Source organism: Halobacillus sp. ABA4_118 (assembly GCF_056160205.1).
Map to the genome: position 1 here is coordinate 1,337,219 of NZ_JBSWWS010000001.1, position 25,592 is coordinate 1,362,810.

The 25,592-nt window shown below is 49.0% G+C and carries 25 protein-coding genes; 10 read left to right on the plus strand and 15 right to left on the minus strand.

Annotated features, from left to right (window positions below):
- The first annotated feature begins 5 nt into the window (after positions 1-5).
- The gene (locus tag ACXAGL_RS06510) at positions 6-1,352 is read left to right on the plus strand and encodes a GntP family permease (protein WP_474990461.1); all 1,347 of its coding nucleotides are present in this window, start codon (positions 6-8) and stop codon (positions 1,350-1,352) included.
- A gap of 43 nt (positions 1,353-1,395) precedes the next feature.
- On the opposite strand, the gene ACXAGL_RS06515 is transcribed toward ACXAGL_RS06510, so the two are convergent.
- Entirely contained in the window at positions 1,396-2,508 is a 1,113-nt protein-coding gene (locus ACXAGL_RS06515; RefSeq protein WP_474990463.1) for a copper resistance D family protein, read from the minus strand.
- Positions 2,509-2,518: 10 nt separating this feature from the next.
- Positions 2,519-3,097, minus strand: coding sequence for a copper resistance CopC family protein (locus tag ACXAGL_RS06520; protein WP_474970034.1), 579 nt, complete (start codon positions 3,095-3,097; stop codon positions 2,519-2,521).
- 422 nt (positions 3,098-3,519) lie between these two features.
- On the opposite strand from ACXAGL_RS06520, the gene ahpC reads away from it, so the two are divergent.
- Complete coding sequence (gene ahpC, locus ACXAGL_RS06525) at positions 3,520-4,083, plus strand: alkyl hydroperoxide reductase subunit C (protein WP_027956005.1); 564 nt, start codon at positions 3,520-3,522, stop codon at positions 4,081-4,083.
- 15 nt (positions 4,084-4,098) lie between these two features.
- Positions 4,099-5,634, plus strand: coding sequence for an alkyl hydroperoxide reductase subunit F (gene ahpF, locus ACXAGL_RS06530; RefSeq protein WP_474970035.1), 1,536 nt, complete (start codon positions 4,099-4,101; stop codon positions 5,632-5,634).
- Positions 5,635-5,680: 46 nt separating this feature from the next.
- Here the strand turns inward: ahpF and ACXAGL_RS06535 are convergent, their stop codons facing one another.
- Complete coding sequence (locus ACXAGL_RS06535; protein WP_474990465.1) at positions 5,681-7,885, minus strand: hypothetical protein; 2,205 nt, start codon at positions 7,883-7,885, stop codon at positions 5,681-5,683.
- Between the two features lie 277 nt (positions 7,886-8,162).
- Positions 8,163-9,149: an aldo/keto reductase gene (locus ACXAGL_RS06540; RefSeq protein ID WP_474970037.1), complete on the minus strand. Its 987-nt coding sequence runs from the start codon at positions 9,147-9,149 to the stop codon at positions 8,163-8,165.
- A gap of 140 nt (positions 9,150-9,289) precedes the next feature.
- Between ACXAGL_RS06540 and ACXAGL_RS06545 the strand changes: the two genes are divergently transcribed.
- Positions 9,290-9,619, plus strand: coding sequence for a hypothetical protein (locus tag ACXAGL_RS06545; RefSeq protein WP_474990467.1), 330 nt, complete (start codon positions 9,290-9,292; stop codon positions 9,617-9,619).
- 40 nt (positions 9,620-9,659) lie between these two features.
- Here ACXAGL_RS06545 and ACXAGL_RS06550 read toward each other — a convergent pair whose 3' ends face one another.
- The 4 genes from ACXAGL_RS06550 to ACXAGL_RS06565 form a co-directional block, all read right to left on the minus strand.
- On the minus strand, positions 9,660-9,932 hold the full coding sequence (locus ACXAGL_RS06550) for a zinc ribbon domain-containing protein (RefSeq protein ID WP_337192730.1): 273 nt from the start codon (positions 9,930-9,932) through the stop codon (positions 9,660-9,662).
- Between the two features lie 12 nt (positions 9,933-9,944).
- Positions 9,945-11,123 carry a formamidase gene (fmdA, locus tag ACXAGL_RS06555; protein ID WP_474990469.1) on the minus strand — a complete coding sequence of 393 codons (1,179 nt, stop codon included), beginning with the start codon at positions 11,121-11,123 and terminating at the stop codon, positions 9,945-9,947.
- A gap of 152 nt (positions 11,124-11,275) precedes the next feature.
- Positions 11,276-12,571, minus strand: a complete 1,296-nt coding sequence (locus ACXAGL_RS06560; RefSeq protein ID WP_474990471.1) for an acetamidase/formamidase family protein — start codon at positions 12,569-12,571, stop codon at positions 11,276-11,278.
- 618 nt (positions 12,572-13,189) lie between these two features.
- Positions 13,190-14,710 carry a malate:quinone oxidoreductase gene (locus tag ACXAGL_RS06565; protein ID WP_474992341.1) on the minus strand — a complete coding sequence of 507 codons (1,521 nt, stop codon included), beginning with the start codon at positions 14,708-14,710 and terminating at the stop codon, positions 13,190-13,192.
- A 411-nt stretch (positions 14,711-15,121) separates the two neighbouring features.
- Here ACXAGL_RS06565 and ACXAGL_RS06570 point away from each other — a divergent pair, with 411 nt between their 5' ends.
- The 3 genes from ACXAGL_RS06570 (at position 15,122) to ACXAGL_RS06580 (ending at position 17,630) form a co-directional block, all read left to right on the plus strand.
- Positions 15,122-15,661, plus strand: coding sequence for a hypothetical protein (locus ACXAGL_RS06570; RefSeq protein WP_474990473.1), 540 nt, complete (start codon positions 15,122-15,124; stop codon positions 15,659-15,661).
- A 414-nt stretch (positions 15,662-16,075) separates the two neighbouring features.
- On the plus strand, positions 16,076-16,978 hold the full coding sequence (locus tag ACXAGL_RS06575) for an NAD(P)/FAD-dependent oxidoreductase (RefSeq protein ID WP_474990475.1): 903 nt from the start codon (positions 16,076-16,078) through the stop codon (positions 16,976-16,978).
- A 205-nt stretch (positions 16,979-17,183) separates the two neighbouring features.
- Entirely contained in the window at positions 17,184-17,630 is a 447-nt protein-coding gene (locus ACXAGL_RS06580; RefSeq protein WP_474990477.1) for an Rrf2 family transcriptional regulator, read from the plus strand.
- Positions 17,631-17,856: 226 nt separating this feature from the next.
- On the opposite strand, the gene ACXAGL_RS06585 is transcribed toward ACXAGL_RS06580, so the two are convergent.
- The 3 genes from ACXAGL_RS06585 to ACXAGL_RS06595 all read right to left on the minus strand — a co-directional run bounded on the left by ACXAGL_RS06585 (position 17,857) and on the right by ACXAGL_RS06595 (position 19,173).
- Positions 17,857-18,537, minus strand: coding sequence for an LrgB family protein (locus ACXAGL_RS06585; protein ID WP_474990479.1), 681 nt, complete (start codon positions 18,535-18,537; stop codon positions 17,857-17,859).
- On the minus strand, positions 18,534-18,899 hold the full coding sequence (locus ACXAGL_RS06590; RefSeq protein ID WP_474990481.1) for a CidA/LrgA family protein: 366 nt from the start codon (positions 18,897-18,899) through the stop codon (positions 18,534-18,536). Before ACXAGL_RS06590 ends, ACXAGL_RS06585 begins: the two co-directional genes overlap by 4 nt.
- Positions 18,900-18,987: 88 nt before the next feature.
- Complete coding sequence (locus ACXAGL_RS06595) at positions 18,988-19,173, minus strand: hypothetical protein (protein WP_474970045.1); 186 nt, start codon at positions 19,171-19,173, stop codon at positions 18,988-18,990.
- A 111-nt stretch (positions 19,174-19,284) separates the two neighbouring features.
- On the opposite strand from ACXAGL_RS06595, the gene ACXAGL_RS06600 reads away from it, so the two are divergent.
- Together ACXAGL_RS06600 and ACXAGL_RS06605 are read left to right on the plus strand one after the other, a co-directional pair.
- Entirely contained in the window at positions 19,285-19,485 is a 201-nt protein-coding gene (locus tag ACXAGL_RS06600) for a hypothetical protein (protein WP_474990483.1), read from the plus strand.
- A gap of 130 nt (positions 19,486-19,615) precedes the next feature.
- Positions 19,616-19,849 (plus strand): hypothetical protein, encoded by a 234-nt coding sequence (locus ACXAGL_RS06605; protein WP_474970708.1) that lies wholly within the window; start codon positions 19,616-19,618, stop codon positions 19,847-19,849.
- A gap of 513 nt (positions 19,850-20,362) precedes the next feature.
- On the opposite strand, the gene ACXAGL_RS06610 is transcribed toward ACXAGL_RS06605, so the two are convergent.
- From ACXAGL_RS06610 to ACXAGL_RS06620, 3 genes are all read right to left on the minus strand, one after another.
- Complete coding sequence (locus ACXAGL_RS06610) at positions 20,363-21,232, minus strand: alpha/beta fold hydrolase (RefSeq protein WP_474990485.1); 870 nt, start codon at positions 21,230-21,232, stop codon at positions 20,363-20,365.
- Positions 21,233-21,354: 122 nt separating this feature from the next.
- Positions 21,355-22,464, minus strand: coding sequence for a GGDEF domain-containing protein (locus ACXAGL_RS06615; RefSeq protein WP_474990487.1), 1,110 nt, complete (start codon positions 22,462-22,464; stop codon positions 21,355-21,357).
- A gap of 144 nt (positions 22,465-22,608) precedes the next feature.
- Positions 22,609-23,238, minus strand: coding sequence for a 2OG-Fe(II) oxygenase (locus ACXAGL_RS06620; RefSeq protein WP_474992343.1), 630 nt, complete (start codon positions 23,236-23,238; stop codon positions 22,609-22,611).
- A gap of 298 nt (positions 23,239-23,536) precedes the next feature.
- Here ACXAGL_RS06620 and ACXAGL_RS06625 point away from each other — a divergent pair, with 298 nt between their 5' ends.
- Positions 23,537-24,322: an SDR family NAD(P)-dependent oxidoreductase gene (locus ACXAGL_RS06625; protein ID WP_474990489.1), complete on the plus strand. Its 786-nt coding sequence runs from the start codon at positions 23,537-23,539 to the stop codon at positions 24,320-24,322.
- A gap of 97 nt (positions 24,323-24,419) precedes the next feature.
- On the opposite strand, the gene ACXAGL_RS06630 is transcribed toward ACXAGL_RS06625, so the two are convergent.
- Positions 24,420-25,568, minus strand: a complete 1,149-nt coding sequence (locus tag ACXAGL_RS06630) for a M20 metallopeptidase family protein (RefSeq protein WP_474990491.1) — start codon at positions 25,566-25,568, stop codon at positions 24,420-24,422.
- Between the last annotated feature and the right edge of the window lie 24 nt (positions 25,569-25,592).

Below are 25,592 nucleotides of genomic sequence, written 5' to 3' on the forward strand. Positions count from 1 at the left end.
TTACGATGCCATTATTAATGGTCGCTATAGGAATTGTCGCGTTACTTATCTTGATTATGGGACTCAAACTGAACACGTTTGTTTCCCTGATTATCGTCTCCTTCGGTGTTGCCGTCCTGCTCGGCATGCCGCTTACGGATATTGTACCAACCATCGAGGCCGGTCTCGGCGGAACACTCGGCCACCTCGCCTTGATTTTCGGTCTTGGAGCTATGCTCGGTAAACTGATTACAGACGCCGGTGGTGCCCAGCGCATTGCCATGACCTTCGTCAATAAGTTCGGAGAAAAGAACATCCAATGGGCCGTTGTCGCCGCATCCTTCATTATCGGGATCGCGTTGTTCTTTGAAGTCGGCCTCGTGCTGTTAATCCCGATCGTTTTTGCGATTTCAAGAGAACTGCGCGTATCGATTTTGTATCTGGGAATCCCGATGGCAGCCGCCCTGTCCGTCACTCACGGCTTCCTGCCGCCTCACCCGGGCCCGACAGTGATCGCTGGTGAGTATGGGGCAGACCTTGGTGAAGTACTGCTGTACGGAATCATCATTGCTGTTCCGACGGTCATTCTTGCTGGTCCGATTTTTACAAAAATGGCGAAGAAACTCGTGCCGGACTCTTTTAAAAAGCAGGGGAACATCGCTTCTTTAGGCGAACAGAAATCCTTTAAGCTTGAAGAGACACCAGGCTTCGGTATCAGTGTCTTCACAGCTATGCTGCCCGTTATTCTCATTGCTATTTCTACAATTATTACGTTGATTCAGGAAACCATGGGTGTAGAATCCGGCGGTTTTCTCTCCGTTATAAACTTAATTGGAAACGCATCCACAGCGATGATCATCTCCCTGCTTGTGGCGGTTTACACGATGGGGATTGCTCGTAACATTCCGATGAAAGACGTGATGGACTCCTGCTCCACAGCTATCGCCCAGATTGGTATGATGCTGTTGATTATCGGAGGCGGCGGTGCCTTCAAGCAGGTCCTGATTGATGGCGGTGTCGGTGATTATGTGGCGCAGATGTTTGAAGGCTCTTCCATGTCTCCACTGCTGCTTGCGTGGATTATTGCTGCCATTCTTAGAATCTCCCTGGGTTCTGCTACCGTAGCTGCCTTGACGACGGTCGGCCTTGTCACACCGCTTCTTGGCCAGACGGATGTGAATCTGGCACTGATGGTGCTTTCGACAGGAGCCGGAAGCTTGATCGCTTCCCACGTCAACGACGCTGGTTTCTGGATGTTCAAGGAATACTTCGGCTTAACGATGAAGGAAACGTTCGCTACATGGACGCTTCTGGAAACGATCATTTCCGTTGCCGGTCTTGGATTCGTCCTTCTGTTCAGCCTTTTTGTTTAACGAAAAAACCCGTACGAGGATCCTCCTCGTACGGGTTTTCCTTTTATACAGCCGTCATGACAGCCAAATAAAACGATACAATCATTAAACTCCCTGCAGCCGTCACTATCCCAAGTGAAGGCCTCTTCACTGCGGAAGCGATAGTGAGCAGCAGGAACAAAGAGCCGATCAGACCGAGCATCCAGCTGACCGGTCCGAACGACATCGTCACTTCAATGAGTTCCGAGCCGCTTTCCCCTGTAAACGCCCGGTACAAAAAGGAAGCTTCGTCTCCTATCGTTCCCTCCTGATTTGGGGTACCTGCCCGCCCCATGGCAGCCGTCAAAGCAAAAGCGCCGAGAGCAAACCCACTTTCCGCCTTCGTCCACGGAAGCGGATTGAAACGCTGATCACCGGCTTTTTTACGGAACAACACCCCGTTCATCAAGGCGAACAAAAGGATGCCGATGACAAACAGGTGCTTGACGAGAAGGGCCTGACCGTAGTTCGATGGCAGGGCTTGAGAATAGCCTTCCAACGCATTCATATCTGGAGCACCGTAGCTGTACAAATCCACGGACATCGTGAAATACCCGGCGGCAAACACGACAACCAGACTGAAGACAGCCGTCGGTGTGTACCACCGTAGAAAGGAACCCCAGTTCTTCTTAGACACCGCAAACCAGCTGACCATCAGGAGCAGGCCGATCCATACGGATGCCCCGAGAAAATGCAGGGTATGAAACACATGCCCGGACGCTCCTCCGATGGATGCCGCATGAGCAGCCATCGAGTAAGAAGCCGTCATCGCAGCGACAAGCCCTAAAGATAGATAGAGCAGACCCGCTTTTTCCTTCACACCTTCTGACGTCCAGATTAGAAGAAGGAGCATAGAGAAAAGGGCGGTCAGTAAAAAGGCACGTCCGACGGCAAACTCAAAAATCACCTGAATGAAGGCGCTCCCCCACCCTTTTGATGATGCAAGCAGATCGACGATGGGCAGCACCGGCAGGAAAGATCCGAACGTCACCAGCAGGGCACATGCCTGAATCAGCCTTTGATCTATGCGTACCGGAGGTTTCAGATGGTCCGGCACAAGCAGCAGGATCAGAGATCCCATTAATAAGGAAAACGAAAGGTACAAAAGCAGCTCAGTCAATCCAATCAGAATCCCCATTGGTACCGACTCACTTCTTGCTGCTGAACAGCTTCACGGCAAGTACGATGACAATGACAAGAAGCAGGAGCGCAACAACAATCATGAACACAGGGAGGCTGTTTTCCTCTTCTGTTTCCTGTTCGCTGTCCACATCTGTTTCCGTTTGTTCCGCATCGGTGTCCGTTTCTGTACCGTCCTCCTCTTCAGGAACCACTTCTTCAGTCGTTTCTGTGTTTTCTTCAGGAGCTGGTCCATCTACAGTAAAGCTGAACTGTTTCTCAATCACATGACCGTCGGCACCGATGATTTCCCAGTTGACGGTATACTCACCGTTTTCAAGGGCATCATCAAACACGGCGGTCATCGTCTGATCAGAGATCGTCACCTCGGACGGTGCAGGAGCCTCTCCTTCCGCTTTCGATAATTCAAGCGTGCTTCCTTCTTCAATGACTGTATTGAAGTTCAGTTCGATCGTATCCAGCGGTTCTTCCACCGTCTCCCCTTCAGCGGGCGTCGAGTTTTCCAATGATGTATGAGCATGGACTGCCGGGGTGAACAACCCAAGAGCGACGACCAGTGCCAGTAACGCAGTAGAAATTTTGTGCATAATTTTTCCATCCTTTCTCCATATTAAGACTAAGTAAATGAAAGCCTTATGATTGGCTATTGCAGCCGGAGTATTTTACTATAGAGATAACGGGTATCATCCCTTTACGGATCATCCATCCCGTGATGACAGACTTCCGTAACCAAGCTAAGTTTATGTGATAGAATCATTCAAAGTCAAAGTTTCTCATCGTTTGTCACAAAATCTCCATGTTCCCCGTTCTATGGGATCCATCCCCTACCTATCCCCTACTCTGCTGAACCGCTCTACACAGCTCTTCAGAAGAAATTCTGACAAAACCTTATAAATGTTGACAAATAAAACAATGTATATAATAATAGTTACTGGATAATAATTATTATAAATAACTGCGCCCATTTTTCTGCAGTTAAATCTCTACCTATATCAGGAGGAATTTTACTATGTCCCTAATCGGAAAAGAAGTACAATCATTCCAGGCGAAAGCATTCAAACAAGGTGAATTCATCGACGTTTCCAACGAAAACTTCAAAGGTCAGTGGAGCGTTGTTTGTTTCTACCCGGCAGACTTCTCTTTCGTATGCCCGACAGAGCTTGAAGACCTGCAGAACAACTATGCAGCTCTTAAAGAACTAGGTGCAGAAGTATACTCTGTTTCTACAGATACACACTTCGTACACAAAGGCTGGCACGACAGCTCTGAAAAAATCGGTAAAATCGAATACGCTATGATCGGGGATCCTTCCCAGCAGCTATCCCGTCAGTTCGACGTTCTTAACGAAGAAGACGGCCTTGCTGACCGCGGAACATTTATCATTGATCCAGACGGCGTTATCCAGACGGTAGAAGTTAACGCAGGCGGAATCGGCCGCGATGCAGATAACCTGATCGGCAAAATCAAAGCCGCTCAATACGTTCGCAACAACCCAGGCGAGGTTTGCCCTGCCAAATGGGAAGAAGGCGAAGAAACACTTACACCAAGCCTTGATCTAGTTGGTAAAATCTAAGGAGTGTCTTAATCCATGGTTCTCGATGCACAAATAAAAGCACAACTGGAACAGTACCTGCAGCTTTTAGAAGGTGACATCGAGCTGAAAGTCAGCGCGGGGGACGACAAAGTCTCCCGTGACATGCTGGCTCTCACCGATGAACTTGCATCCATGTCACCGAAAATTACTGTCCAGAACACAACACTTAATCGCACACCAAGCTTCAGCGTAAACCGCCCTCAGGAAGAAACGGGCATCACGTTTGCCGGCATTCCTCTCGGTCATGAATTCACCTCTCTCGTCCTCGCCCTCCTTCAAGTGAGCGGCCGTGCTCCGAAAGTGGATGACACGATGATTGAGAAAATCCAGAACATCAAGGGCGAGTTTCATTTCGAGACATTTGTCAGCCTGAGCTGCCACAACTGTCCGGACGTCGTACAGGCCTTGAACATCATGAGCGTGCTGAACCCGGGCATCACCCATACGATGGTGGACGGTGCTGCCTTTAAAGAAGAAGCAGAAAGCCGCAACATCATGGCGGTTCCATCCGCTTTCCTTAACGGTGAATTCTTCAATGGCGGCCGCATCAGCCTTGAAGAGATCGTTGCTAAAATCAGTGAAGGCCCTTCTGCTGAAGAATTTACAGAGCGTGAACCTTATGACGTTCTTGTCGTCGGTGGTGGACCAGCTGGTGCGAGTTCTGCAATCTACTCCGCTCGTAAGGGAATCCGTACCGGTATCGTAGCGGAACGCTTCGGCGGACAGGTGCTGGATACGATGACGATTGAAAACTTCATCAGTGTGAAAAGCACGGAGGGACCAAAGTTTGCTGCAAGCCTTGAAGAACACGTCAAAGACTATGATATTGATATCATGAACCTGCAGCGTGCCAAGGATCTGCGCAAAAATGAGGAAGGCATGTTTGAACTTGAACTTGATAACGGCGGCGTACTGAAAAGTAAAACCGTCATTCTTTCCACGGGTGCCCGCTGGCGCGAAACCGGCGTTCCGGGAGAAGACGAGTACAAAAACAAAGGTGTCGCATTCTGTCCGCACTGTGACGGTCCTCTATTCGAAGGCAAAGACGTAGCGGTCATCGGCGGAGGAAACTCCGGCGTGGAAGCAGCGATCGACCTTGCCGGTATCGTCCAGAACGTCACCGTCCTTGAATTTGCAGACACGTTGAAAGCTGATGATGTGCTTCAAGATCGTCTCCACAGTCTGCCAAACGTCGAAGTGAAGACAGGCGCCCAGACAACAGAAATTACCGGCGATGAGAATGTGAACGGCATCACGTACATCGACCGTGCTTCCGGCGAAGAACAGCACGTGGACCTTGAGGGCGTCTTCGTCCAGATCGGTCTCGTGCCGAACACGGAATGGCTCACCACAGATGTTGAAACGAATAAGATTGGTGAAATCATTACAGATAAACACGGATCTACAAGCATTCCTGGTTTGTTTGCTGCCGGTGACGTTACCGACAGTCCGCATAACCAGATCATCATCTCCATGGGAGACGGTGCCAACGCAGCGCTTGGCGCATTCGATTATCTGATCCGCAACTGATCTTTCTATAGAAAATCCCGCATCCAATAAAGGATGCGGGATTTTTTTATGCCTGCTTTCGTTGTTTCGATTCTGACTTAGATGTAGAACGTTTCCTGAAGATAACCCAGCCGCCGATGAGGGCAACAATGACTGCTGCACCTGACAACCAGAAAGCACGATATTTCTGCCATGCATTTTCCTCACGAATGGCCGTGTCTACTCCTAAAGTCGTCAGAACTTCTTCCGCTGGTACATAGAGCTCGCCATTTTTCTCATAAGGGGCTTCTGTGAGCACCGGGGCAGCTTCCAGCTGATCTTCATCACCAGGGGCGCCGCTTCTGGTCACTTTAGCGTCTTCTTTATAACGCTCCATATTCATGCGGTACGTTTTTTCTCCCGGGGTCAGATTCATCGTTTGGTTGTTCACGATAAGCGTCCAGTAATCTGCCGGCTGCTCCGAATCACTATCATACAAGTGAATCGGATATACATCCGCGCTCTTCTCATATAGTTCCTTGACGCTGGATAGTGCGACCATCGTCGTTCCATTTACGACTTCAGTATTCTGATCCAGCTTTACCTGCTCTCCATTCGCTGCGGCACGGGCACTTTCTTTATAAAGGACGGCCGTGTCAGCAGTTTCTGCATTCTCCTCTGCCAGCTGGTCTTCGAAGAAATCAAAAATCGGTTCAAGAACAGCGGCATACGAATAGGAATGATCTCCGTTTTCCACTGTCATGTAACGGGCATTCTCAAGCTTCGGCATGACGGAGGAAACGATGGATCCAGGCGATTCTCCACTTCCAACCTGCACCTTGAAAGAGGTGGTCGTATCTGCCGTCCCCTGGACAATGAGCGCGGGCAGGTCCTTCACAGCACTCAAGTCATAGTCCGTGCCCTCAATGTTCACCATCGTTCCCCCTTCAGGAGCACGATCCGTAATCTTAGGAGCTGCAGGCGCTATCGCTTGGAAACGATCCGGGAAGCGGGCCGCAATTTCCAGCGTGCCGCGTCCACCAAGGGAGTTCCCGGTTATGAATAGATGATCATCCGGGACAGGGAACTGCTGCTGGGTTTCCGCCAGTGACCGCTCTACGGAATAAAGCGCCTGCTTTTCCCTCCACACCGGGTTCTGCGTCCATCCATTCGGAGACAGAAGGATATAATTGTACTCTTCAGCATAGGTCTCTACAGGAATGCCCCCTTTCATCAGACGGTAGGTCGGGGTATGCTCATTCCCCGTTCCACCATGCAGCATATACGTCAGCCGTGTCTTTTCCGGATCATACGTAGAGGGCACGTAGAGGGAAAATGGCACGATACGGTCAGCTTTCACATGGACAGGATCTCCATCTTCATCCTTGAAGGAAGCATCGGAAGCAACATGAAACGACTGCCACAGCCAGCCGGTTTGACGCTCGCCATCATCGACATCTTTCATATAATCCGCCCATGTGTAGGTCTCATCATCCCCGCCCTGCCATGTATTGGACGGCTTCGGAACGACAATATCACTTACCTCGACATCCGGGCGGTCTACAGAAGTGGTCACGTCTGCCAGACCCTCAGACTGGACAGTCAGATAACCTTGTTCCTCAAAGGAGGTTTTGCCCATCCATTCCATCAAAGATGCAAGAGGAACATATACACCACCTTCCTTCTGTTCAATCGAACCGGACGAGAGTGTGAAGGATTTTCCAGTAAAGCCAGCCTCCTCAATCAGCTCATCCGGCGTAACAGCGCCTTTGTTCCTGCCACCTTCCACCGGCTGAAACTCACGGTAATCATAAGTGCCCTCTACTTCAGACAGATCAATCGAAAGGTCCCACACCTTTTTCGTATACTGTATCGTCGTAGATCGTTCACCAATGCCGGAGGTTAACAGCTTGTCAAAAGCGGTGTGCCGGATGCGGAGCGTATCCTCTTCCATCGTGTAATCGAAATACGGGTCGTACATTTTCTTCATATCCTCGATGTGAACCATGAGAGCGTCATCTTCCCCGAAATAATAGCGATGTTCCAATTCGTACGAAGTTAAAGGATCATAGCCTTCCACTTTTACGGTCGGATCAAACGGTGAGAAAAAATCAAAAAAGGCCGTACTCCTATCTCCCCCATCCGTACGGAAAAACCATGTAGAACGGTCACTGGAAAAATCGACGTACGAATGTTCCGGAAGTTCTTCCGCCTGTGTTTTCGTATGTACAGCCAGATCAGCCAGTCCAAAAAGGACCATCGTCACCAGCATATGCTTCATCAAATGCTTCATTGTTATCCTCCTCATAATGATTATGATAATCATTATCATCTATAAACCGAAGACTTTCAATAGGCTTTAGCCTTTTTGTCCCACAAAAAAGCTCCCCTTTGTAGAGAGGAACTTTTGGATTCCATTATTTCCAGACATCTGCACCCATCTCGAGAACATGGCGGATATTCGCCCACTGCAATAAAAAGGGAAACCGCCGATGCGGTTTCCCAAGGCTGTCGATAAAAATAGCGACCGCTTATTTTAGTTCCGAAAAGATAAGATGAACCCTTTTCGTTTATTTAGGTAGTGGTGCCTGCGGGGAAATGAAGCCGCGCTCCACAAGTTCCTGCCAGAAAGCTTCTGGAATGTCGCGCTGGATCATTTCAAGATCCTCTTTAATGCGTTCCGGACGTGTGGATCCAGGAATGACGGATTTCACAGCCGGATGGGCAGTAGAAAACTGCAGGGCCGCCGCTTTCAAGTGGACACCATGCTTATCACCGATTTCCTTCAACTGGTTCACACGGCCGATGATGTCTGCGCCCGCTTTTTCATAGTTAAAGTGGTCACCGCCGAACAAAGCACCGGAGTTGTAAGGGCCGCCGACGACGATATCAATGCCTTTTTCCTCCGCCGTCTTCATCATACGCTCAAGCGCACGATCGTGCTGAAGAAGGGTATACTGGATGGCTGACAGGTTGATGTCCGGACGGTTTTCCTCCAGCTCCATCGCAATCTCGATCGGCTCGGTCGTATTCACGCCAAGGCCCCAGCCTTTGATGATGCCTTTTTCACGCATCTCGGACAGCACACGGAAAGCTCCTGTCCGTGCTTCCTCGAACTTGGAAATCCATTCGTCGCCGTGAAAGTCCGGCGATAAGTCGTGCACATAGACGATATCGAGGCGGTCTGTCTTCAAACGTTCCAGGCTCTGTTCAATTGATTTCCTCGTTGCCTCTGCGGAATAGTCCGTGATGACCTTGTTATTGCGTCCATGCGCAAACAACCCATCTTTGTCTTCTTCCTCCTGCGTCATGTAGCGGCCGACCTTCGTACTTATGACGTACTCATCACGGTCATATTGGGACAAGACATCCCCAAGACGGCTTTCCGCCAGACCCGCGCCGTAAAAAGGAGCCGTATCAAAATAACGGACGCCCTGATCCCAGGCAGTCTGAATCGTTTCCCGTGCTTCTTCCTCCGGGACATCTCGGAACATGTTGCCAAGCGGTGCGGTTCCAAGACCTACTCTATGTTTTAATGCGTTTTCCAACGTTTTCATAATGAAGATTCCTCCTTTAGAAGACTATATTTCTATATCCGTTCCTATCTTATTTCAAACGAACCTTCAGGAGCAAAGGTTTCCACTTGAGGCGAAAAAGGTATAGATAGAAAAAGAATAGTGAAATGGAGGAGAACACCGTGACGACGTGTATCCAGTGTAAGCAGCGATGGAGCTTTCGGGCAGCGTTCAGCCAGCAGCCACTCTTGCTGCAGGAGAAAAAGGCTGCCTGTCCCCACTGTGCTTTCGAACAATATTTGAGACTGGATGATTCTGTTTTCCTGTTCTTCATTTTTCTTCCCATCGTCCTTGTGATCTTGAAAGTCACATTCGGGCTGCCCGGATCGTTTTACGGGTTGGGAGCCGCCGCGGGATTCATCTCCCTCTCTCTATTGACTCCGTTTCTGACCAAAGCAAGGGCATGGAAAGAACCCTCCCCATGGGAAGGATTCCGAAGAAGGAAAGCCTGAAAAAGCAGCGGACATCAAGCGTCCAGCTGCTTTTTTTGACTTAATGACCAGCCTGCCACGGCCGGGCTGTTGTCTGGCGCCGCGGGCGTGAAGCTGGAAGGTCCTCACGCCTGACGGTCCGGGGCTCCATGCCGTTTTCGATCCGCTGTTTGACGCGGCTGTCCATCCTGGACGTCATCGGCGGCTTGAAAACCCGCTTTGAAACGCCCTGACAATCCGGACAGGAAGCCTCTCTCCTGCTTTCTTTCATGCCGGTCATCCAGATTGTGAATTCTCCGCACGCTTCACATAAAAAAGAAAAATGGGCCAACACGTATCCGCTCCTCTACTTCGGCAGAATATCTTTCGTGAAAATTTCCTTCGGCAGGGCCAGTGTACAGCAGGAATTCGGGATATCGACGACGCCGGCCAGATGCCCCTGCACAGGTGCCGTTCCAAGCAGCATGTACGCCTGTTCACCCGTGAATCCGAATGTCTTCAAAAATTCAATGGCATTCAGACAGGCATTGCGGTACGCCGTATTGGCATCCAAATACGTCTGCTTGCCGGAAAACTCGTTGACGGACACGCCCTCAAAGACGAGGAATTCGTTATAGTGTGGCATCACGGGACCGGGGCGGAACGCCGGATTTCTCTTAATCTGGTATTTGTTCATGCCGTCCTTGATGACTTCGACCTTCAAATCGATCCATCCGGGCATCTCTATTCCGCCGCAGAAGGTGATTTCGCCGTCCCCCTGGGAGAAGTGCAGATCACCGACAGACAGCTTGGCCCCGTCCACAAAGACAGGGAAATAGATTTTCGAACCTTTAGAGAGATTCTTAATGTCACAGTTTCCCCCGTTTTCACGCGGGGGTACTGTCCGTGCCCCTTCTCTGGCGACTCGGTCAAAGTCGGCTCCCTTCAGACTGCCTGCAACGGCGTTCTCCTTAGTCGGCAGGTTGGCCAGTGGAGGAACGCGGTCCGGATCCTGGCTGACGAGCTCTTCTTCTCTTCTGTTCCATTCATCCAGCATCTCCTGGGACGGGGCTACACCGATGAGGCCCGGGTGGATGATGCCGGCAAATTTGACGTTCGGTACGTGGCGGGAGGTGGCGTAAATCCCTTCAAAATCCCAGATTGACTTAGCGGCTTCCGGATAGTGATCCGTCAAAAAGCTGCCGCCGTTTTCCTTGGAAAAAATCCCGTTAAAGCCCCACTCATGGGAGGAAAACGTGCCGATATCGAGAATATCGACGACTAATAAATCTCCCGGCTCCACGCCATTGACGTAAACCGGTCCACTAAGTACATGCACCCGGTCGAGATGGACGTCCCTGATATCTGAAGGGTCATCATTGTTCTTAATCTGTCCGTCCGTCCAGTCGAGGCATTCCATACGGAACGATTCTCCGGGATTGACAGAAAAGACAGCGGGAATATCCGGGTGCCAGCGATTATGTCCTACAACATCCTGTTCATCCATACGCTTGTTCAAATCGACTTGAAAAATCTGTTTCGTCATCGACTCATCCTCTCTTCCTAGATCGGTTCGAGCGCCAGTGACTTCCGGAAATAGGACATACACCTCCCCCATACCACAAATTATTACACTTCTTCCCCCGCTTCTGGAAAGCTAAACGGAAGATTTTGTCACCAATCACCTGGCGATCTGCTTTAAAGCTTGTAATAACCCCTTACAAGCGTCTCCAGTTTTATTTTTTCCAGGTAGTGGGCCGGTGCAAGGAACGTCACCGTAACCACACCAGGGTGCCGGCCGATATCGATTGATCCGGTAATGGTGGAACGGTTCATCACTTCAGGAACATCGATTCCAAAAGCCCTGGCTGCCCTTTCCATGCCATTCGCTGTCGCTTCATTCAAACCCGCCCCTGTTCCGATGAAGGAAACGGGATAGGAATCCTCCAGCTGTTCCACCTGCCATTTCTCCGCAAGTTTCAAGGCCTGCTGTTTTTCTTTTTCTGTGAAAGGCTTGGCGAGGTACGGCAGGTCTTCCTCCACCGGAAGCAGCACCGGGCCCTCCAGATTTACGCCTTTCAACACATCGATCTTCAAGCTGACAATACCCGAAACATCTGTCGTGTGGCCGGCGATTTCGCCGTTCCCCTGCATCGCATGCATATCGCCCACATACACACCTCCGCCTTCCACTTTGACGGGGCAGATGAGGACAGCCCCTTCGCGGACACGATTGATGTCCATATGTCCGTCCGTTCTCTCTTCAAGCTCCTCAGCTGTTAAGCCGAAATCGTGCGGGGCATCAATCAAAAATTGTCCGAAGTCACCAGCGTTGTGGGAATCTGGAATCGGACGGGAGGGTGTAGTTCCGAGCTGGCCTAAAAACGGACGCAGACGAGCCACGGCTCCGACGATATCATGGGGAGCGAACGTGACAACCGGGTTTTGGATTGATTCCTCCGGTGTCCGCATGTAAGCCTTGGCATCGCGGGCCACTTTTTCAGCGGCTTCCTGGTGGAGCGTGAGTCCAAGTTCTTTCTGTTCATCGAAAGCCATCGTGTACGCATTCGTAAATACAAAGGGGGTGACGTCTTCTCCACACACTTGACAGCGGACCGCCTGCTGGCCGATTCCTTCGATATACGTATCCGGATTTTTCGTCCCGCAGCTCGGGCATTGGCCATCGACGAAGGGGTCGCCTGTGAACCGGCCTTCCACCGGCTGATCATTGCCGGAGGCTGTGGCCATCGACGTCACTTCTATGGACTGGATATGAATGACGACAGCGTCCCCCACCTCGGCCCCTTCAACATACACAGGCTTCGTCACTTCATGACCGCCCTTCAACGCCGGCGTAATCATCGGCCCCCAGCACCCGGGCGTCGTATTGGCGATAATATGTCCGCCGTCCTTCACTTTGTATTCCATAGCTTTACCTGGGTCCAGCACTCCGTCTGTAAAAGTATTCACATACACGGTCTGTTTCGCTTCCACATGATCTCCTCCTTTTCTAAAATTGTAAAATTATTCTGATATTTTTACAATAAAAGTGACTTTTCTACATACAAAGCTTTGTTAAAGTCTGTTGTTGATATTTTAAATGATTACTAAATTGTCTCCGTCTGGAATCAGGGGTCCGGTCCGTTGTTTACTTAGAGCATGGGATGGCAGGGAAAACCGTCCGCTTTCCGCGGGGAACGATGAGCCTCCTCGAACTTCGTTCTCCGGGGTCTCCCCTTGTTCCTTTTTCCCGCAGGAGTCTACCTGTTTTCCCTGCCATCCCTTTCGTAGTGGTGTAACGGACTTCGGTTATGTCCTTTCTAACCATCCTTCTTTGAAGAGGCGGCCTTGGGAATGGCGAGACTCCTGTGGGATGAAGGTACATCGTGAGACCCCGGAAGGCGCTGCCTGAGGAGGCTCACGGTACCCCACGGAAAGGGAGTCATTCCCAAGGCCGCCTCATACATATCCCATGACAGAAAGGAGTGATATAAGCTCACATGTTAAATAACAACACCAAGCAATAACAGAGCCACATACAAAAAAGCCCTTCATCCGACAAAGATGAAGGGCTTTGATTTCTCATTCAGCTGCTGAGGCGGTCACCTCTCCTCAATTCATTACGAGCTTTTTTTCCGTCAGTCCGAGCGCTTCGCCTGTCTCAGCATGGATCTTCTCAACGAGAGACGGGTCGTTCTGAAGGGATGTGCCGTAGCTCGGAATCATTTCCTTCAGCTTCGGCTCCCACTGGGCGAACTGGTCCGGGAAGCAGCGCTGCAGCACATCAATCATGACATGGACAGCGGTGGATGCTCCCGGGGATGCTCCAAGCAGGCAGGCGACGGTTCCATCGGAGGAACTGACGACTTCCGTACCGAACTGAAGCGTCCCTTTTCCTCCATCCTCGGTATCCTTGATCACCTGCACACGCTGACCGGCAACAACAAGCTCCCAATCTTCACTTTTCGCATCGGGAACGAACTCCCTCAATGCTTCCATCCGCTGCTCCTTGGACTGGAGCACCTGCTGGATCAAATACTTCGTCAAGGCCATTTCCTTCATACCGGCAGCCAGCATCGTCATGACATTGTTGGCATTGACCGATGTCAGCAGGTCCATATTGGATCCGGTCTTCAGGAATTTCGGTGAAAAACCGGCAAACGGTCCGAAAAGAAGGGTCTTCTTATCACCGATGTAGCGGGTGTCGAGGTGCGGCACACTCATCGGCGGTGCGCCGACCGGTGCTTTGCCGTACACTTTAGCGTGGTGCTTTTCTGCGACCTCCGGTTTGTTGCAGACGAGGAATTGTCCACTGACAGGAAAACCTCCGATGCCTTTTCCTTCAGGAATCCCCGATTTTTGAAGCAGATGGAGACTGCCTCCGCCTCCTCCGATGAAGACGAACTTCGTTAAGTAGCGGGTGGTCTCCCCGTTGGCATTTTTCACTTTCACACTCCACGTACCACCGCTCGTCTGCTCGAGGTTTTCGACGCTGTGGTTATAGTTCATCGTCACGTTCTCATGCTCCAGGTGGTCGAACATTTTGCGTGTGAGGGCGCCGAAGTTCACATCCGTACCGGCATCAACTTTTGTTGCGGCTGCAGGCTCTTCCGACGTGCGCTCCTGCATAATCAACGGCATCCATTTTTTCAAGGTTTCCGGATCATCAGAAAACTTCATATCTTTGAAAAGTGGGTTCTGCGCCATCGTTTCATGGCGTTTTTTCAAAAACTTGATGTTCTCGATTCCGTATACGAGACTCATGTGTGGAAGCGGCCGGATGAATTCCTCCGGCTTTTCTATACGGCGGTTGTTCACGAGATAAGACCAGAACTGCTTGGAAACTTGAAACTGTTCATTGATTTTCACGGCTTTCGTCATATCAATCGAGCCGTCCGGCTTTTCGCTTGTGTAATTCAATTCACAAAGGGCAGCGTGTCCAGTGCCTGCGTTATTCCATTCGTTTGAGCTTTCCTCACCTGTACGGCCGAGCTTTTCAAACACGGTCACCTTCCAGTCCGGGGCAAGCTCGTGGAGCAGCGACCCAAGTGTCGCGCTCATGATTCCAGCGCCAATCAAGATCACGTCTGTTTCGATTGCTCTGTTGCTCATGTCTACCATCCTTATAACTATGATTTTGCAGAAAAACCACCGCCGGATGCAGCCGCTTTTCTGTTAAGATATACTCGTTACCTCTATGATAACGCTTTATAGATGGAAAAGTCACGATAATCTAAAAATTCCCCACACGAATAATGTAAGAAGAAACACCTCGATCCGTGACGATTCGGACGAGCATACCCGGAAAATTTTTCATTTCCTTCTTATTCTTCTTATAACCTGTCCGGTTTATTCCAAAACGAATGGATGCCTTTTCCATACATGAAGTCCGTGTGAAACGATATCTTTATTGATTCGTATAGAAACGGGAGCGTATTCCTGCAGAATATAAGGTTTAGAGAGAGGTGGGAGATGCTGACGACCTACAATTTCCCACTCAAGAAAGGCTGACAAAAACATTTGGATAGGTATGGGTGAGATGGATTGAAGAAATTAATATATGCCATAGTTCTTCTTGCAGTGAGTTTTATCAGTTGTACAGGGTATATAAATACCCAATATACCATCGATGCTGGTGAAATGGATGTACAACAGAATATAAAGGAATGGCTGAATAGAACATCAGGGAGTGTGGAGCCGGAGATGATCACGATTGTTCAATTGGACGATACAACATCCTACGCAGCTTTATTTGAAACACAGCAGCATGATCTTGGGTATGCCCACTTGATTAAGGGGTGGAATGGGAAATATAAAATCGACCATTCCGGATATGGTTCCAACTCCGTTTCCTACGAAGAAATAAAAACAAATCAAGGCAGTTATGCTATCCTGACAGGGAAAAATCCTGATTTAAAAATAGAACACGTAAAAGCTGTATCAATGAATGAGAACTACACATTCGTATCGGATGTCTCCAGTGATGAAAGATTTTTGAAGTATGAGAAGCTGCCTGCTGATGTGGACCATACTTTTCCGGCAGAAGTGACGCTTTACGATAAAAATGATGATGTCATTAGATAATGAACCCTGGTTATTAAGCCATTTTCAGTTAAACTATGAAAAGTTCAGGCATCAAATACGTCTTGAATATGCACAAGAGGCGCTCTAATCAAACCTGGAGTGCCTCTTTTCATGAGCCTCAACACTGGATTAGTGAAGATGATCAAAACGGACGGTCCCGCCATGGCCGGTGCTGATTACGAATAGACACAGCTTCTTTTGAAGAGCGGATTAAGCTGATTCATTGACTCCATGATTACGTAAGAGCTACTATTACAGATATACATTGTCTATAATTAAAAAACTTGGAAACGGGTGCTTATTCTAGATAAAGGGTTACAAAACCATAGTGCTGTGTAAAAGCACCTTTCATTTTTTTAATTTAATTATAGATATAATGTGTCTTTAATATCTATTTATAAGGAGTTGGTTAAAATGATGTTGGATTGTGCCATTATCGGTGGAGGGCCGGCGGGTTTGAATGCTGCCCTTGTATTAGGGAGAGCAAGGAGAAAAGTAGTCCTAATAGACAGCGGTTCTCCGCGAAATGCGGTTACCCACGAATCCCATGGATTCATCACAAGAGATGGTGTGAAGCCGGATGATTTTAGAGATGCCGCCCATGAGGACATAAAAAAATACCCCTCCGTATCATTCGATAACTCAAAAGTGTCTCATGTAGAACAAGATGGAAACCATCACTTTCGATTGATAACAGAGGATGGGAATTGTTACTACAGTCGTAAGATCATTCTTGCTACCGGATTAAAAGAAGAGCTTCCAGCTGTAAATCGAATCTCCGAATTTTATGGGAAGAGTCTATTCAGCTGCCCCTATTGCGACGGATGGGAATTAAGGGACCTGCCATTGGTGGTCATTGCGGAAAGTAAAGCAGCCTATGATAAGGCGAAAATTGTCTCCAATTGGAGCGGTCAGTTGACGGTCTGCACAAACGGCCGGGATGTGTTATCCGAAGAAGAGATAAATACTTTAAACAGTAGAGGAATACAAGTGAAGGAATCCCCCCTTACAGCTCTGGAGGGAGAAGCAGGACAATTACAGAAGGTGACATTCGAAGATGGTACGGAAGCAGCTTGTAAAGGAGGCTTCGTTATTCCAAAAGTAGAACAAGCTTCGAATTTCGGGGAGAAACTCGGATTGGAACGGACGGAAAATGGAGGAATAAAGACAGACAATATGGGGAGGACCAGTGTTAAGCATGTGTATGCTGCTGGAGATACCTCTCAAGCCGTAGCCCAGCTTATTGTAGCTGCTGCAGAAGGCAGTAAAGCAGCCATTGGTGTGAATCATGATCTAACCTTTGAAGATTTTGATTAACAATGGAATCGAAAAGATACTGCTCTGACAAAAGTTCCGGCCCTATCGTGGGCTGGAACTTTTCATTTTAAGTTGGATCTTTCAGTTGAATACATTCCCTTATCCCACCAATAGCTCCGGGGTTGTCTTTAAGTTTGACCGGCTGATGAAGAAAACTTATTCTGTATGATAGATGATGAATATCTATAAATAAGGGTGATCACTTTTGAAATATACAAAAGCAACGAACTATGCGCTCCATACCATTTATTTTCTTTCCATGGTTCCTAAGGGAAAAGCAGTTAGTGTTAAGCCATTATCGGAGGTTTTCAATGTTTCCCCAACATACCTTTCAAAGATCATTACGAAGTTAGTGAAAGCAGGGTATTTAGATTCAACTCCCGGAGTGAAGGGTGGTTACACATTAGCTAAACCTGCTTCCGATATTACTTTTTTGAATATTATTCATACCATTGAAGGAAAAGCCGCTCTGTTTAAATGTAATATCGATGGGGAATATCATGCACCCGGCGAAGACCATTGCCTTATTCAAGATGTGATGGATGAGGCAGAATCGAAGATGGAAGAATTACTAAACAATAGAACCATCGCTGATCTACCACCTTTGACGAATCATAAGATTATAAGTTATATGGAGTCTCAGACGACTTAGTCTTCTCATCCTAAAACGAATGGGCTGAAGGACGCTTGAAAGAACCCTTACCCATTTCGGATAGAGAAAAGAAGGTTTAGATGATGCACATGTGCATGGGATCTCAGACGTTGAAACATTCTGAACGACCATTATTGAAAAGTCCACATAGCGAAGAGGCACTTCCATTCCATTTGAAGTGCCTCTTCTTTCTTATCAACACCCTCTTCATAAGGGAGGGTCCTTTTCACATGAACAACAGCGTAAGACCAGGAGCGATGATGGAGACGATGACAGCACTCAGCACCATCGCCACGGTGCTGATCGATCCTTCCAGCGTATCGCGCTCCATCGAAGCGGATGTGCCGATGGCGTGGGAGGCGCTGCCCATGCCGACACCACGGCCGATCCGGTGGGTCAGACCGCTCACTTTCAACACGAACGGGTGAATCAAAAGGCCGCCAATGCCGGCAATCATAACGAATACGGCTGTGAGCGGCATGACCCCGCCCGTCGATTCTGAAATCGACATCGCCACAGGCGTCGTTACCGATTTTGGAACGATCGAATGGATGATCAAGTCACTGAATCCGGCCCATTTGCTGAGCAGCAGTCCGGAAACGATTCCAACCACCGCACCAATTACCGTTCCTGTCATAATCGGAACGAACATCTTTTTCAAAATGTCCCGGAATTGATAAAGCGGGTACGCAAGCGCAACGACCGCGGGCCCGAGCAGCCGGTCAATCCATTTTCCGCCGGTCATATACGTTTCATATGGCAGATGAAAGACTAATAGAATGATGACAATCAAAGCAGTAGAAACGATAACGGGTGTTGTGTACAGCCGCCTGTGTCTGCGGTAGACGAACAGGGTCGCTATGTAAATGGCAACTGTCATCACCATCATCAAAAGAGCGGTACTCATGCCTCCTCCCTCCTTTTGACGAGCGTCTGGGTCACCCGTCCGGAGACAGCCATGACCAGCGCTGTACTGAAGAGACCGATGGCAATAAGCAGCAGGCCTTTCCCTTTAAACACGTAGGCGTAGCTGATGATTCCGACGGTTGCCGGTATGAAAAAGAACGGCAGGTGACGGATCATAAACGCCACGCCCTGCTGGAGCAGCCGCTCCGGAATAATTTTCAAAGATAAAAGTACAAACAACAGCAGCATGCCGATCACACTGCCCGGAATGAACAATCCAAGCGCCTGCTGGACCCACGACCCGGCAAGATACAGCGCGTAAAGACCGGCAATCTGCAAGACGACAATGACAACTCTATTCAACGTACATCCTTCTTTCCCATGGTTAGAATCTTTCATTATGATAACACTATTTCAGGAAAAACAGGCGGCCAGCCATGGAAGGAAGCATTCAGGATTTATTTTTATTCATCTCTGTAAACGCACGCTGGACAACGAACCGGACGATGAATCCTGCTGCCAGTCCGGTACCCATTACGACAAAAATGTTTTCCGAGAAAGACATCCCGGCGAGCACCCCAATAAACAGCGCTGTTCCTATCGCCAGCCCTAAAATGATCTGCTGCGTTTTATTCAAACTCCATCCCTCCCTCACACGTGTTACTAACGGTTTCCCTTATTTGGAAAAAACGACACACGTATGCTCTACTAGAGATAACACGGATACATAAAGGAGACGGAAGCTCCCATGAAAACAATCGCTTCGATCATTATTTTTCTCTTCTACTTTTCTGTTTTATGGAAAATCACAGGGGAGATCTGGGAAAGAGTGGTGCCATTAACCTGGAAAACGAACCTGATTGCCCTTCTGGTCGTTCCTATACTGGTCACGACCGCCTATCTATTCTCTTCGTTGACCTTAAAATGGGTAAAGTACGGGCGGAATTGAAATCCATTGATTGAATGAAGACCATTATGGAAGGAAATAAATTTCATTCGATTGAAACGTAAGGTTGAATGTGCGGGATCAACCATAAATAATGAGCAGGGGAAACATTTAGCAGAGGAGTGGTTTGAACGTGGTTTATATGAAGTATGGCTTATTTCTTTTGATAGGTGCTTTTGCTCATTACACTCTGGTCATGATGTATACCCAATGGATCATGTTACAAAGATTAGACATAGCAGGATCTGCAGGCCCGCTGGAAGCAGAAGTTTTCCCGGGATTCTCCTTGATTTTCAAAGTAGAAATTGGAATCGCAATGGTGTTCATCGCATTAGGCATCTACCAGATCATCAAAGAAAATCGATAGTTACACAGCATAGTGGTGTATAAGTGTAAGGAGCTGTCTATCGTAGGCAGCTCCTTTGGCTGTAGAAAAAGCCTGTGTTAATCAGTTAGAGTTGGCCATTTGTCGTATGAAGGGTCACGTTCCGCTTATCGGTGGATGCTTGCCGCGGGCATCACCACCGAACGCTCCTCGTGCCGACGTTAGTGTATAGGAAAGAGATTGTGCCCTATGCAGATTCAAAAGAACAGGCGCTGATGACAGCTGCCTCCCGTACTATGAAAAAGATTGTCCTCCATCCAGCAAGGGCGAGCAGGGTGAAGGAGACTTTGTCGATGTTAAAGAACTCCCAAGGAGCGGTTCCCCCTTCCACTCCTGCGGAAGAACGAGTGGTCCGTGATCGCCGAGCGTGGGTGTTGCGAGGGCGCTCGGGCGCGGAAAGGGAAGGGGCTTTCGCTCCTGGCGGCAAGAAAGAAAAAAGCTTGTAGAGAAACCTCTGAAGCCAAAAGGCCGTCCCATGCAGGAACGGCCTTTCTATTATTTCTCCGCTAGAAATTCACGCATCAACCGGTTCACTTCGTCCGGTTTTTCAAGGTGCGGCGCATGTCCGACACCCGGGAAGCGGTGGATGGTCAGATCAGACAGGTACTCTTCCATCCCGTCGAGGTTGCTGTTTTCAAAGGCGGCGTCCGCATCGCCCCAGAACTGCAGCACCGGCTGATCAAACTGCTCATAAGGCAGCTGTACCGGCTGTTTCACATGCTCTTCAAACGGATAGAACGAAATCGCACGGTAATAGTTCAGCATCGCCTTCATAGCACCGGGCTGCTTCCAAGCCTCTATGTACTTCTCGACCTCCGCCTCGGTCATCGCCCCTTTTGCCACGAGTGGATCAAACAGCATCTGGCGCAGCTTCTCTCCATCGTTGGCTAACAGACGCTCGTGGGAATCCGGGCGCTGGAAATAGCCCATATAGCTCGACGCCTCCCGCTGTGCCGGATTTTCAGCCAGCTCACGGCGGAATGTGTACGGATGCGGCGCATCAAACATGATCAGTCTGCTGATGTATTCCGGACTTGAGTAGGCAAGTGTCCATGCGACCGCTCCGCCCCAGTCATGGCCAACGAGGATGCATTCCTTTTCCCCAAAGGCTTCAATCAGCTTTTTTACATCATCCACGAGAATTGACATGTCATAGGAAGCCACATCCTCCGGTTTGTCCGACAGGTTGTAGCCCCGCATATCGACAGCCACCACTTGATAATCCTTGGAGAATTCTTCGATCTGATGGTGCCAGTTGTACCAGAAGTAAGGAAAACCGTGCAGGAACAGCATCAGCTTCCCCTCTCCGGCTGTAACATAGTGCAGGTCCACGTCATTGATGGTTACGTAATCTTCTTTCCACATCGCTATCCATCCTTTCTGAACATTCTATCATCGAGACACATTACGCCTCTTGGATGAATTTCACAAACGAGAAGGGAGGAATTTTGGAAAAATAGGAATTAAAACCTACTGCAAAAAGGCAGTCAGATGGACCGTCCTTTCCGCTTATCCTTATACATTTTCTGATCGGCTGATGTATACAGATCTTCCATCGACATACCCTCTTCGTAACAGGACCATCCATAGCTGAACTGAAGGTTTCGGATGAATGGATCCTGGTACGTCTGCAGACGGGCAGACACTTTTTCCATGGATTCCCTGACCAGATGTTCTCCTTCATGAAAGACGATGACGAACTCATCCCCGCCCAGCCGGGCCGGCAGCCCATGGTTTTTGAACGTTTTCTCCAGCACCCCCGCAAACTCAATAAGCACCTGATCCCCCTGCTGGTGGCCGAAATGGTCATTGATTTCCTTGAAATGATCGAGATCGATGAGAATGATCCCGAAAGGCCGGCGGATTTCGGTCATATGATTGAGGTAGATTTCATAGCTCTGCCGGTTATACAGTTTTGTGAGGAAATCCTGCTCTGACGTCGTCGATTCCAAAAACGTATAGGCGACGAGAATTCCAAGCACGATCGACGTCCACGAAAAATACAGCTTGGAATCGAACAGCTGGACAATCATGCCGCCAATCGGCAGTGCAAAGAAAACGGTGAAAATCCAGTACGTCGAGCGGCTGACTCTTGGTTTATTCTTAATCAGTAACCGGAACATCGAAATGTAAATGCCGGCAAGGATGAGGTAGTGAAATTCTTTGAGCGGTCCGCTGCTGAAACCGTTGAAGACAGGGTCCACGTCAAAGTAAACAGGGTAAAATACATTGATCAGGAGAACAACGAACGTGAAGATGGTCATGTGCTGATAAAACAGCTTCTTATACACACGCGAAGGGGCTTTGAAGAGATGATAATCCACATACGAAAGCATCAGACCACCGAGGACAGGGCCGATGAGAAACAAGCCGAAGTTCGTCCAATACTCCAGCAGATACGCTCCGAAAAAAAGCTTCCGGTCGAAGATCCACGTGAGCGGTTCAAGGATGACAGCCGCTGCAGTGGCTGCCATAATCATCCGGAGCAGACGCTTTCCGAAGCTTTCCACCTTGGATTTCGTTCTCATAATGACATACAGGACAGCCAGACAAAGAAGCGCAAATACGTTCAACTGGAACTGTACAAAATAGTCCATCACCCTGCTCCTCTTTTTCGATGCCTTTCGTGGTGCTTTCCGCCTATTTTTCTATATCATACTTCGAAAATTCAGGCTAGTCAAAACATTATAATGAACAAAAAGGGTAAAAAAACACCCTCCTCTATTAGGAAGGTGTCTGCTTTATCTGTACTGTTTACGTCTCACCCACATCGTTGCTGCCCACTTTTCCCCTTCAATGACAGGCGATCCGCCGTGAAGCGTCCGTTCATTCAACTCCCTATCATTGTAGAAGTATTCAAAGTAGACCGCCATCCCTTTTTGCGGGGATACCGATAGATTCATATGCGGAAAAAACGTCTCTCCGCCTTCCTCGACATCGTTCAAGTAAATCACCAGCGTAGAAATCCTCGGATTGGCCGCCGCTCTTGAATTGGCACGGAAATAATCATAATGGGCCTTATATTCCTGGCCGGGCTTATAGTTCAACATGTGAAGTCCTTCTCCATGTTCGACGGGTACGTTCATGATCTGCGCCATCCGCTTCTCGACTCGTGCCTTCACATCGTCTTCCGGAATAAATGTGCTGCTGCTCGTCCGGATCTCGCTCACATCACGGCTGGAGCCGATTTTGGAACGGTCCATCCGGTCTTTGGACAGCTGGATGAGACTGTCGCATTCTTCATCACTGACCACATTTCCCAGAATGACGATTTTCGGATCCTCCATCTTCGCAATCACAGAAATTTCACGGTCGTCGGTGACAATCCGGTTTCCCTTATGGTCGAAAATAGATACTTCTTTCACTTGCATATTCACGTGTCCTTCACCTTTTCCTCATAATGATGAAACGCTTTCAAAAAAGCGTTCGCTCCTGAATGGATTTTCAGGATATGAGAAGTATTTTACCATCTTTTTACTTTAATTTCCTTAATTTTTCAAAAGATTATTGAAATTGGTCACAATGACCCTTCCTTCTTTATTGAAACCATACGCCTTCCCGGGCTCCCCTCATGTTTGATATGTACAGCCTGTGGGAATTCATCTCTCATGCGCAGATGCTTGATAACGAATAAGTATGGTTCCCTATATATTTTGAGGAGTGGTTACGATGACAGATAGAAAATTAGTAATGATTACAGGATCTACATCAGGGCTCGGTTTTGAACTGGCTAAATTATTTGCGAATGATGGCTATGATGTGGCTATGTCCGGGTCCAGTGAAACCATCTATCAATCCGCAGAGGAAATCGAAGAATTAGGAGTAGAAGCTTATCCATTCCAGGCGGATGCATCGACGTATGATGGGGTGGAGGCTTTCTGGCAGTTTGTGAAAAACAAGGGAAGAAAACTGGATGCGGCTGTTCTCAATGTCGGCATCGGCATGGGAGGATCCTTCTTGGAAAATGATCTACAAGAAGAGTTGAAGCTCATCGACATCAATGTCTCAGGAACCGTCCATATGGCTAAGCGCGTCGTTCAGCATATGGTCCCGAATCAAGCAGGCGACATCATGATCGTCTCTTCGGTATCAGCGACATTACCTACGCCTTACGAAACGGTCTACGGTCCATCCAAAGCCTTCGGATTCATGTTTGCTGAAGCATTAAGAGAAGAGCTGAAAGAAACCGGCGTCAATGTGACCGCCATGCTTCCTGGTGCCACAAACACAAGCTTCCACCACAATGCCGGTATGGATGATACTTACTTTGGAGACGAGAACAACAAAAACGATAAAGAACTAGTCGCCAGGCAGGGGTATGAAGCTCTGAAGAACAAAGTGGATCAAGTCGTCGGTGGAGATGAAGCGACGAAAAAAGAAGCCGAGGAAAATAAACGAACGGCCGAAGATGTTCTGGCAGCGAAGCATGCGGAAAAAGCCAAGCCTCAGCAGTAATATTTTCTTTTCATAAAAGGGGGGATCTTCTGTTTAACAGAAGATCCCCCCTTTTGTTCAATTCTCATTTTCAAAAGGATATGAAAATACGCTTCTATTATCCTCTCAAAGCCAGCTGAATCATCAGCTCAAGCCCCGTCGGAATGGTATCTTCATCCACATCAAACTTCGGATGATGGTGGGGATACGCACTCTTCTCCCCTGCCATCCCGACATTAATGAAAGCTCCGGTTTTCTCCTTCAAGTAATAGCCGAAGTCTTCCGCTCCCATCGTCGGTTCGACCTCTGTAAACACATCGTCTCCGAACGTCGACTGGATGATGCCGCGGGCCGTGGCACAGGCATCCGGATGGTTGTACACCGGCGGCGTGCCTTCGATGTAATGGTAGTGGCCGACAGCGCCGAAGCTGTCGCTGATTTTTTCTGTCAGCTCGACCGTGCGCTTGTACATCAGCTCCTGACCTTCAAAGCTGAGTGCACGGATCGTCCCTTTCAGCGTCACCTGGTCGGGAATGACGTTGTAGGAATTGCCCGCTTCCATCTTGCCGAACGAAATGACGCCGGGGTGAAAAGGATTCAGGTTCCGGCTGATGATCGACTGGAAGCTCTGGATCAAATGTGTCGCGACATAAATCGGATCGACCGTATCCTGCGGAATGCCGCCGTGGCCGCCGTTTCCTTCGATGACAATGTCAAAATCGTCACTGGACGCCATCGAAAAACCTTCCGCAAAGCCGACTTTCCCCAAAGCTACATTGGACATGTAGTGCAGGCCGTAGATGGCATCCACGCCTTCAAGCACTCCGTCTTTAACGAGCTGCTGGGCACCACTCGGCGATTCCTCCTCGGAGCTTTGGAAAATGAGCACGATGTTGTTTATCACAAGCTCCGGATGCTCACTCATCCACTTCGCTGCTCCAAGCAGTGTCGCCGTGTGGGCATCGTGCCCACAGGCGTGCATCACGCCGGGAACCGTGGAAGAGAACGGCTTTTCCACCTGCTCGTGCACCGGCAGGGCGTCCATGTCGGCTCTCAAGGCCACCGTCCGGCTCCCTTCGGTTCCTTTGAAGAACGCCACGACGTTCGGCGCTGTGAAGCCGTCAAGCAGGGGAATGCCGAACGCCTCAAGGCGCTCCTTCACATAGGCGGCGGTATGATGTTCTTGTCCGGAAAGCTCCGGATGTTTATGGAAATGACGGCGCTGCTGCACCGTCCATTGGGTCAATTCAGCTGTTGTGTGTGTCATGACGTGTTCCTCCTGTTATAAAGA

Coding starts and splice junctions, on each gene's coding strand:
- ACXAGL_RS06510 (WP_474990461.1), top strand. CDS start 6: ATGCCATTATTAATGGTCGCTATAGGAATTGTCGCGTTACTTATCTTG.
- ACXAGL_RS06515 (WP_474990463.1), bottom strand. CDS start 2,508: ATGGGGATTCTGATTGGATTGACTGAGCTGCTTTTGTACCTTTCGTTT.
- ACXAGL_RS06520 (WP_474970034.1), bottom strand. CDS start 3,097: ATGCACAAAATTTCTACTGCGTTACTGGCACTGGTCGTCGCTCTTGGG.
- ahpC (WP_027956005.1), top strand. CDS start 3,520: ATGTCCCTAATCGGAAAAGAAGTACAATCATTCCAGGCGAAAGCATTC.
- ahpF (WP_474970035.1), top strand. CDS start 4,099: ATGGTTCTCGATGCACAAATAAAAGCACAACTGGAACAGTACCTGCAG.
- ACXAGL_RS06535 (WP_474990465.1), bottom strand. CDS start 7,885: ATGAAGCATTTGATGAAGCATATGCTGGTGACGATGGTCCTTTTTGGA.
- ACXAGL_RS06540 (WP_474970037.1), bottom strand. CDS start 9,149: ATGAAAACGTTGGAAAACGCATTAAAACATAGAGTAGGTCTTGGAACC.
- fmdA (WP_474990469.1), bottom strand. CDS start 11,123: ATGACGAAACAGATTTTTCAAGTCGATTTGAACAAGCGTATGGATGAA.
- ACXAGL_RS06575 (WP_474990475.1), top strand. CDS start 16,076: ATGATGTTGGATTGTGCCATTATCGGTGGAGGGCCGGCGGGTTTGAAT.
- ACXAGL_RS06585 (WP_474990479.1), bottom strand. CDS start 18,537: ATGAGTACCGCTCTTTTGATGATGGTGATGACAGTTGCCATTTACATA.
- ACXAGL_RS06600 (WP_474990483.1), top strand. CDS start 19,285: ATGAAAACAATCGCTTCGATCATTATTTTTCTCTTCTACTTTTCTGTT.
- ACXAGL_RS06610 (WP_474990485.1), bottom strand. CDS start 21,232: ATGTGGAAAGAAGATTACGTAACCATCAATGACGTGGACCTGCACTAT.
- ACXAGL_RS06615 (WP_474990487.1), bottom strand. CDS start 22,464: ATGGACTATTTTGTACAGTTCCAGTTGAACGTATTTGCGCTTCTTTGT.
- ACXAGL_RS06620 (WP_474992343.1), bottom strand. CDS start 23,238: ATGCAAGTGAAAGAAGTATCTATTTTCGACCATAAGGGAAACCGGATT.
- ACXAGL_RS06625 (WP_474990489.1), top strand. CDS start 23,537: ATGACAGATAGAAAATTAGTAATGATTACAGGATCTACATCAGGGCTC.
- ACXAGL_RS06630 (WP_474990491.1), bottom strand. CDS start 25,568: ATGACACACACAACAGCTGAATTGACCCAATGGACGGTGCAGCAGCGC.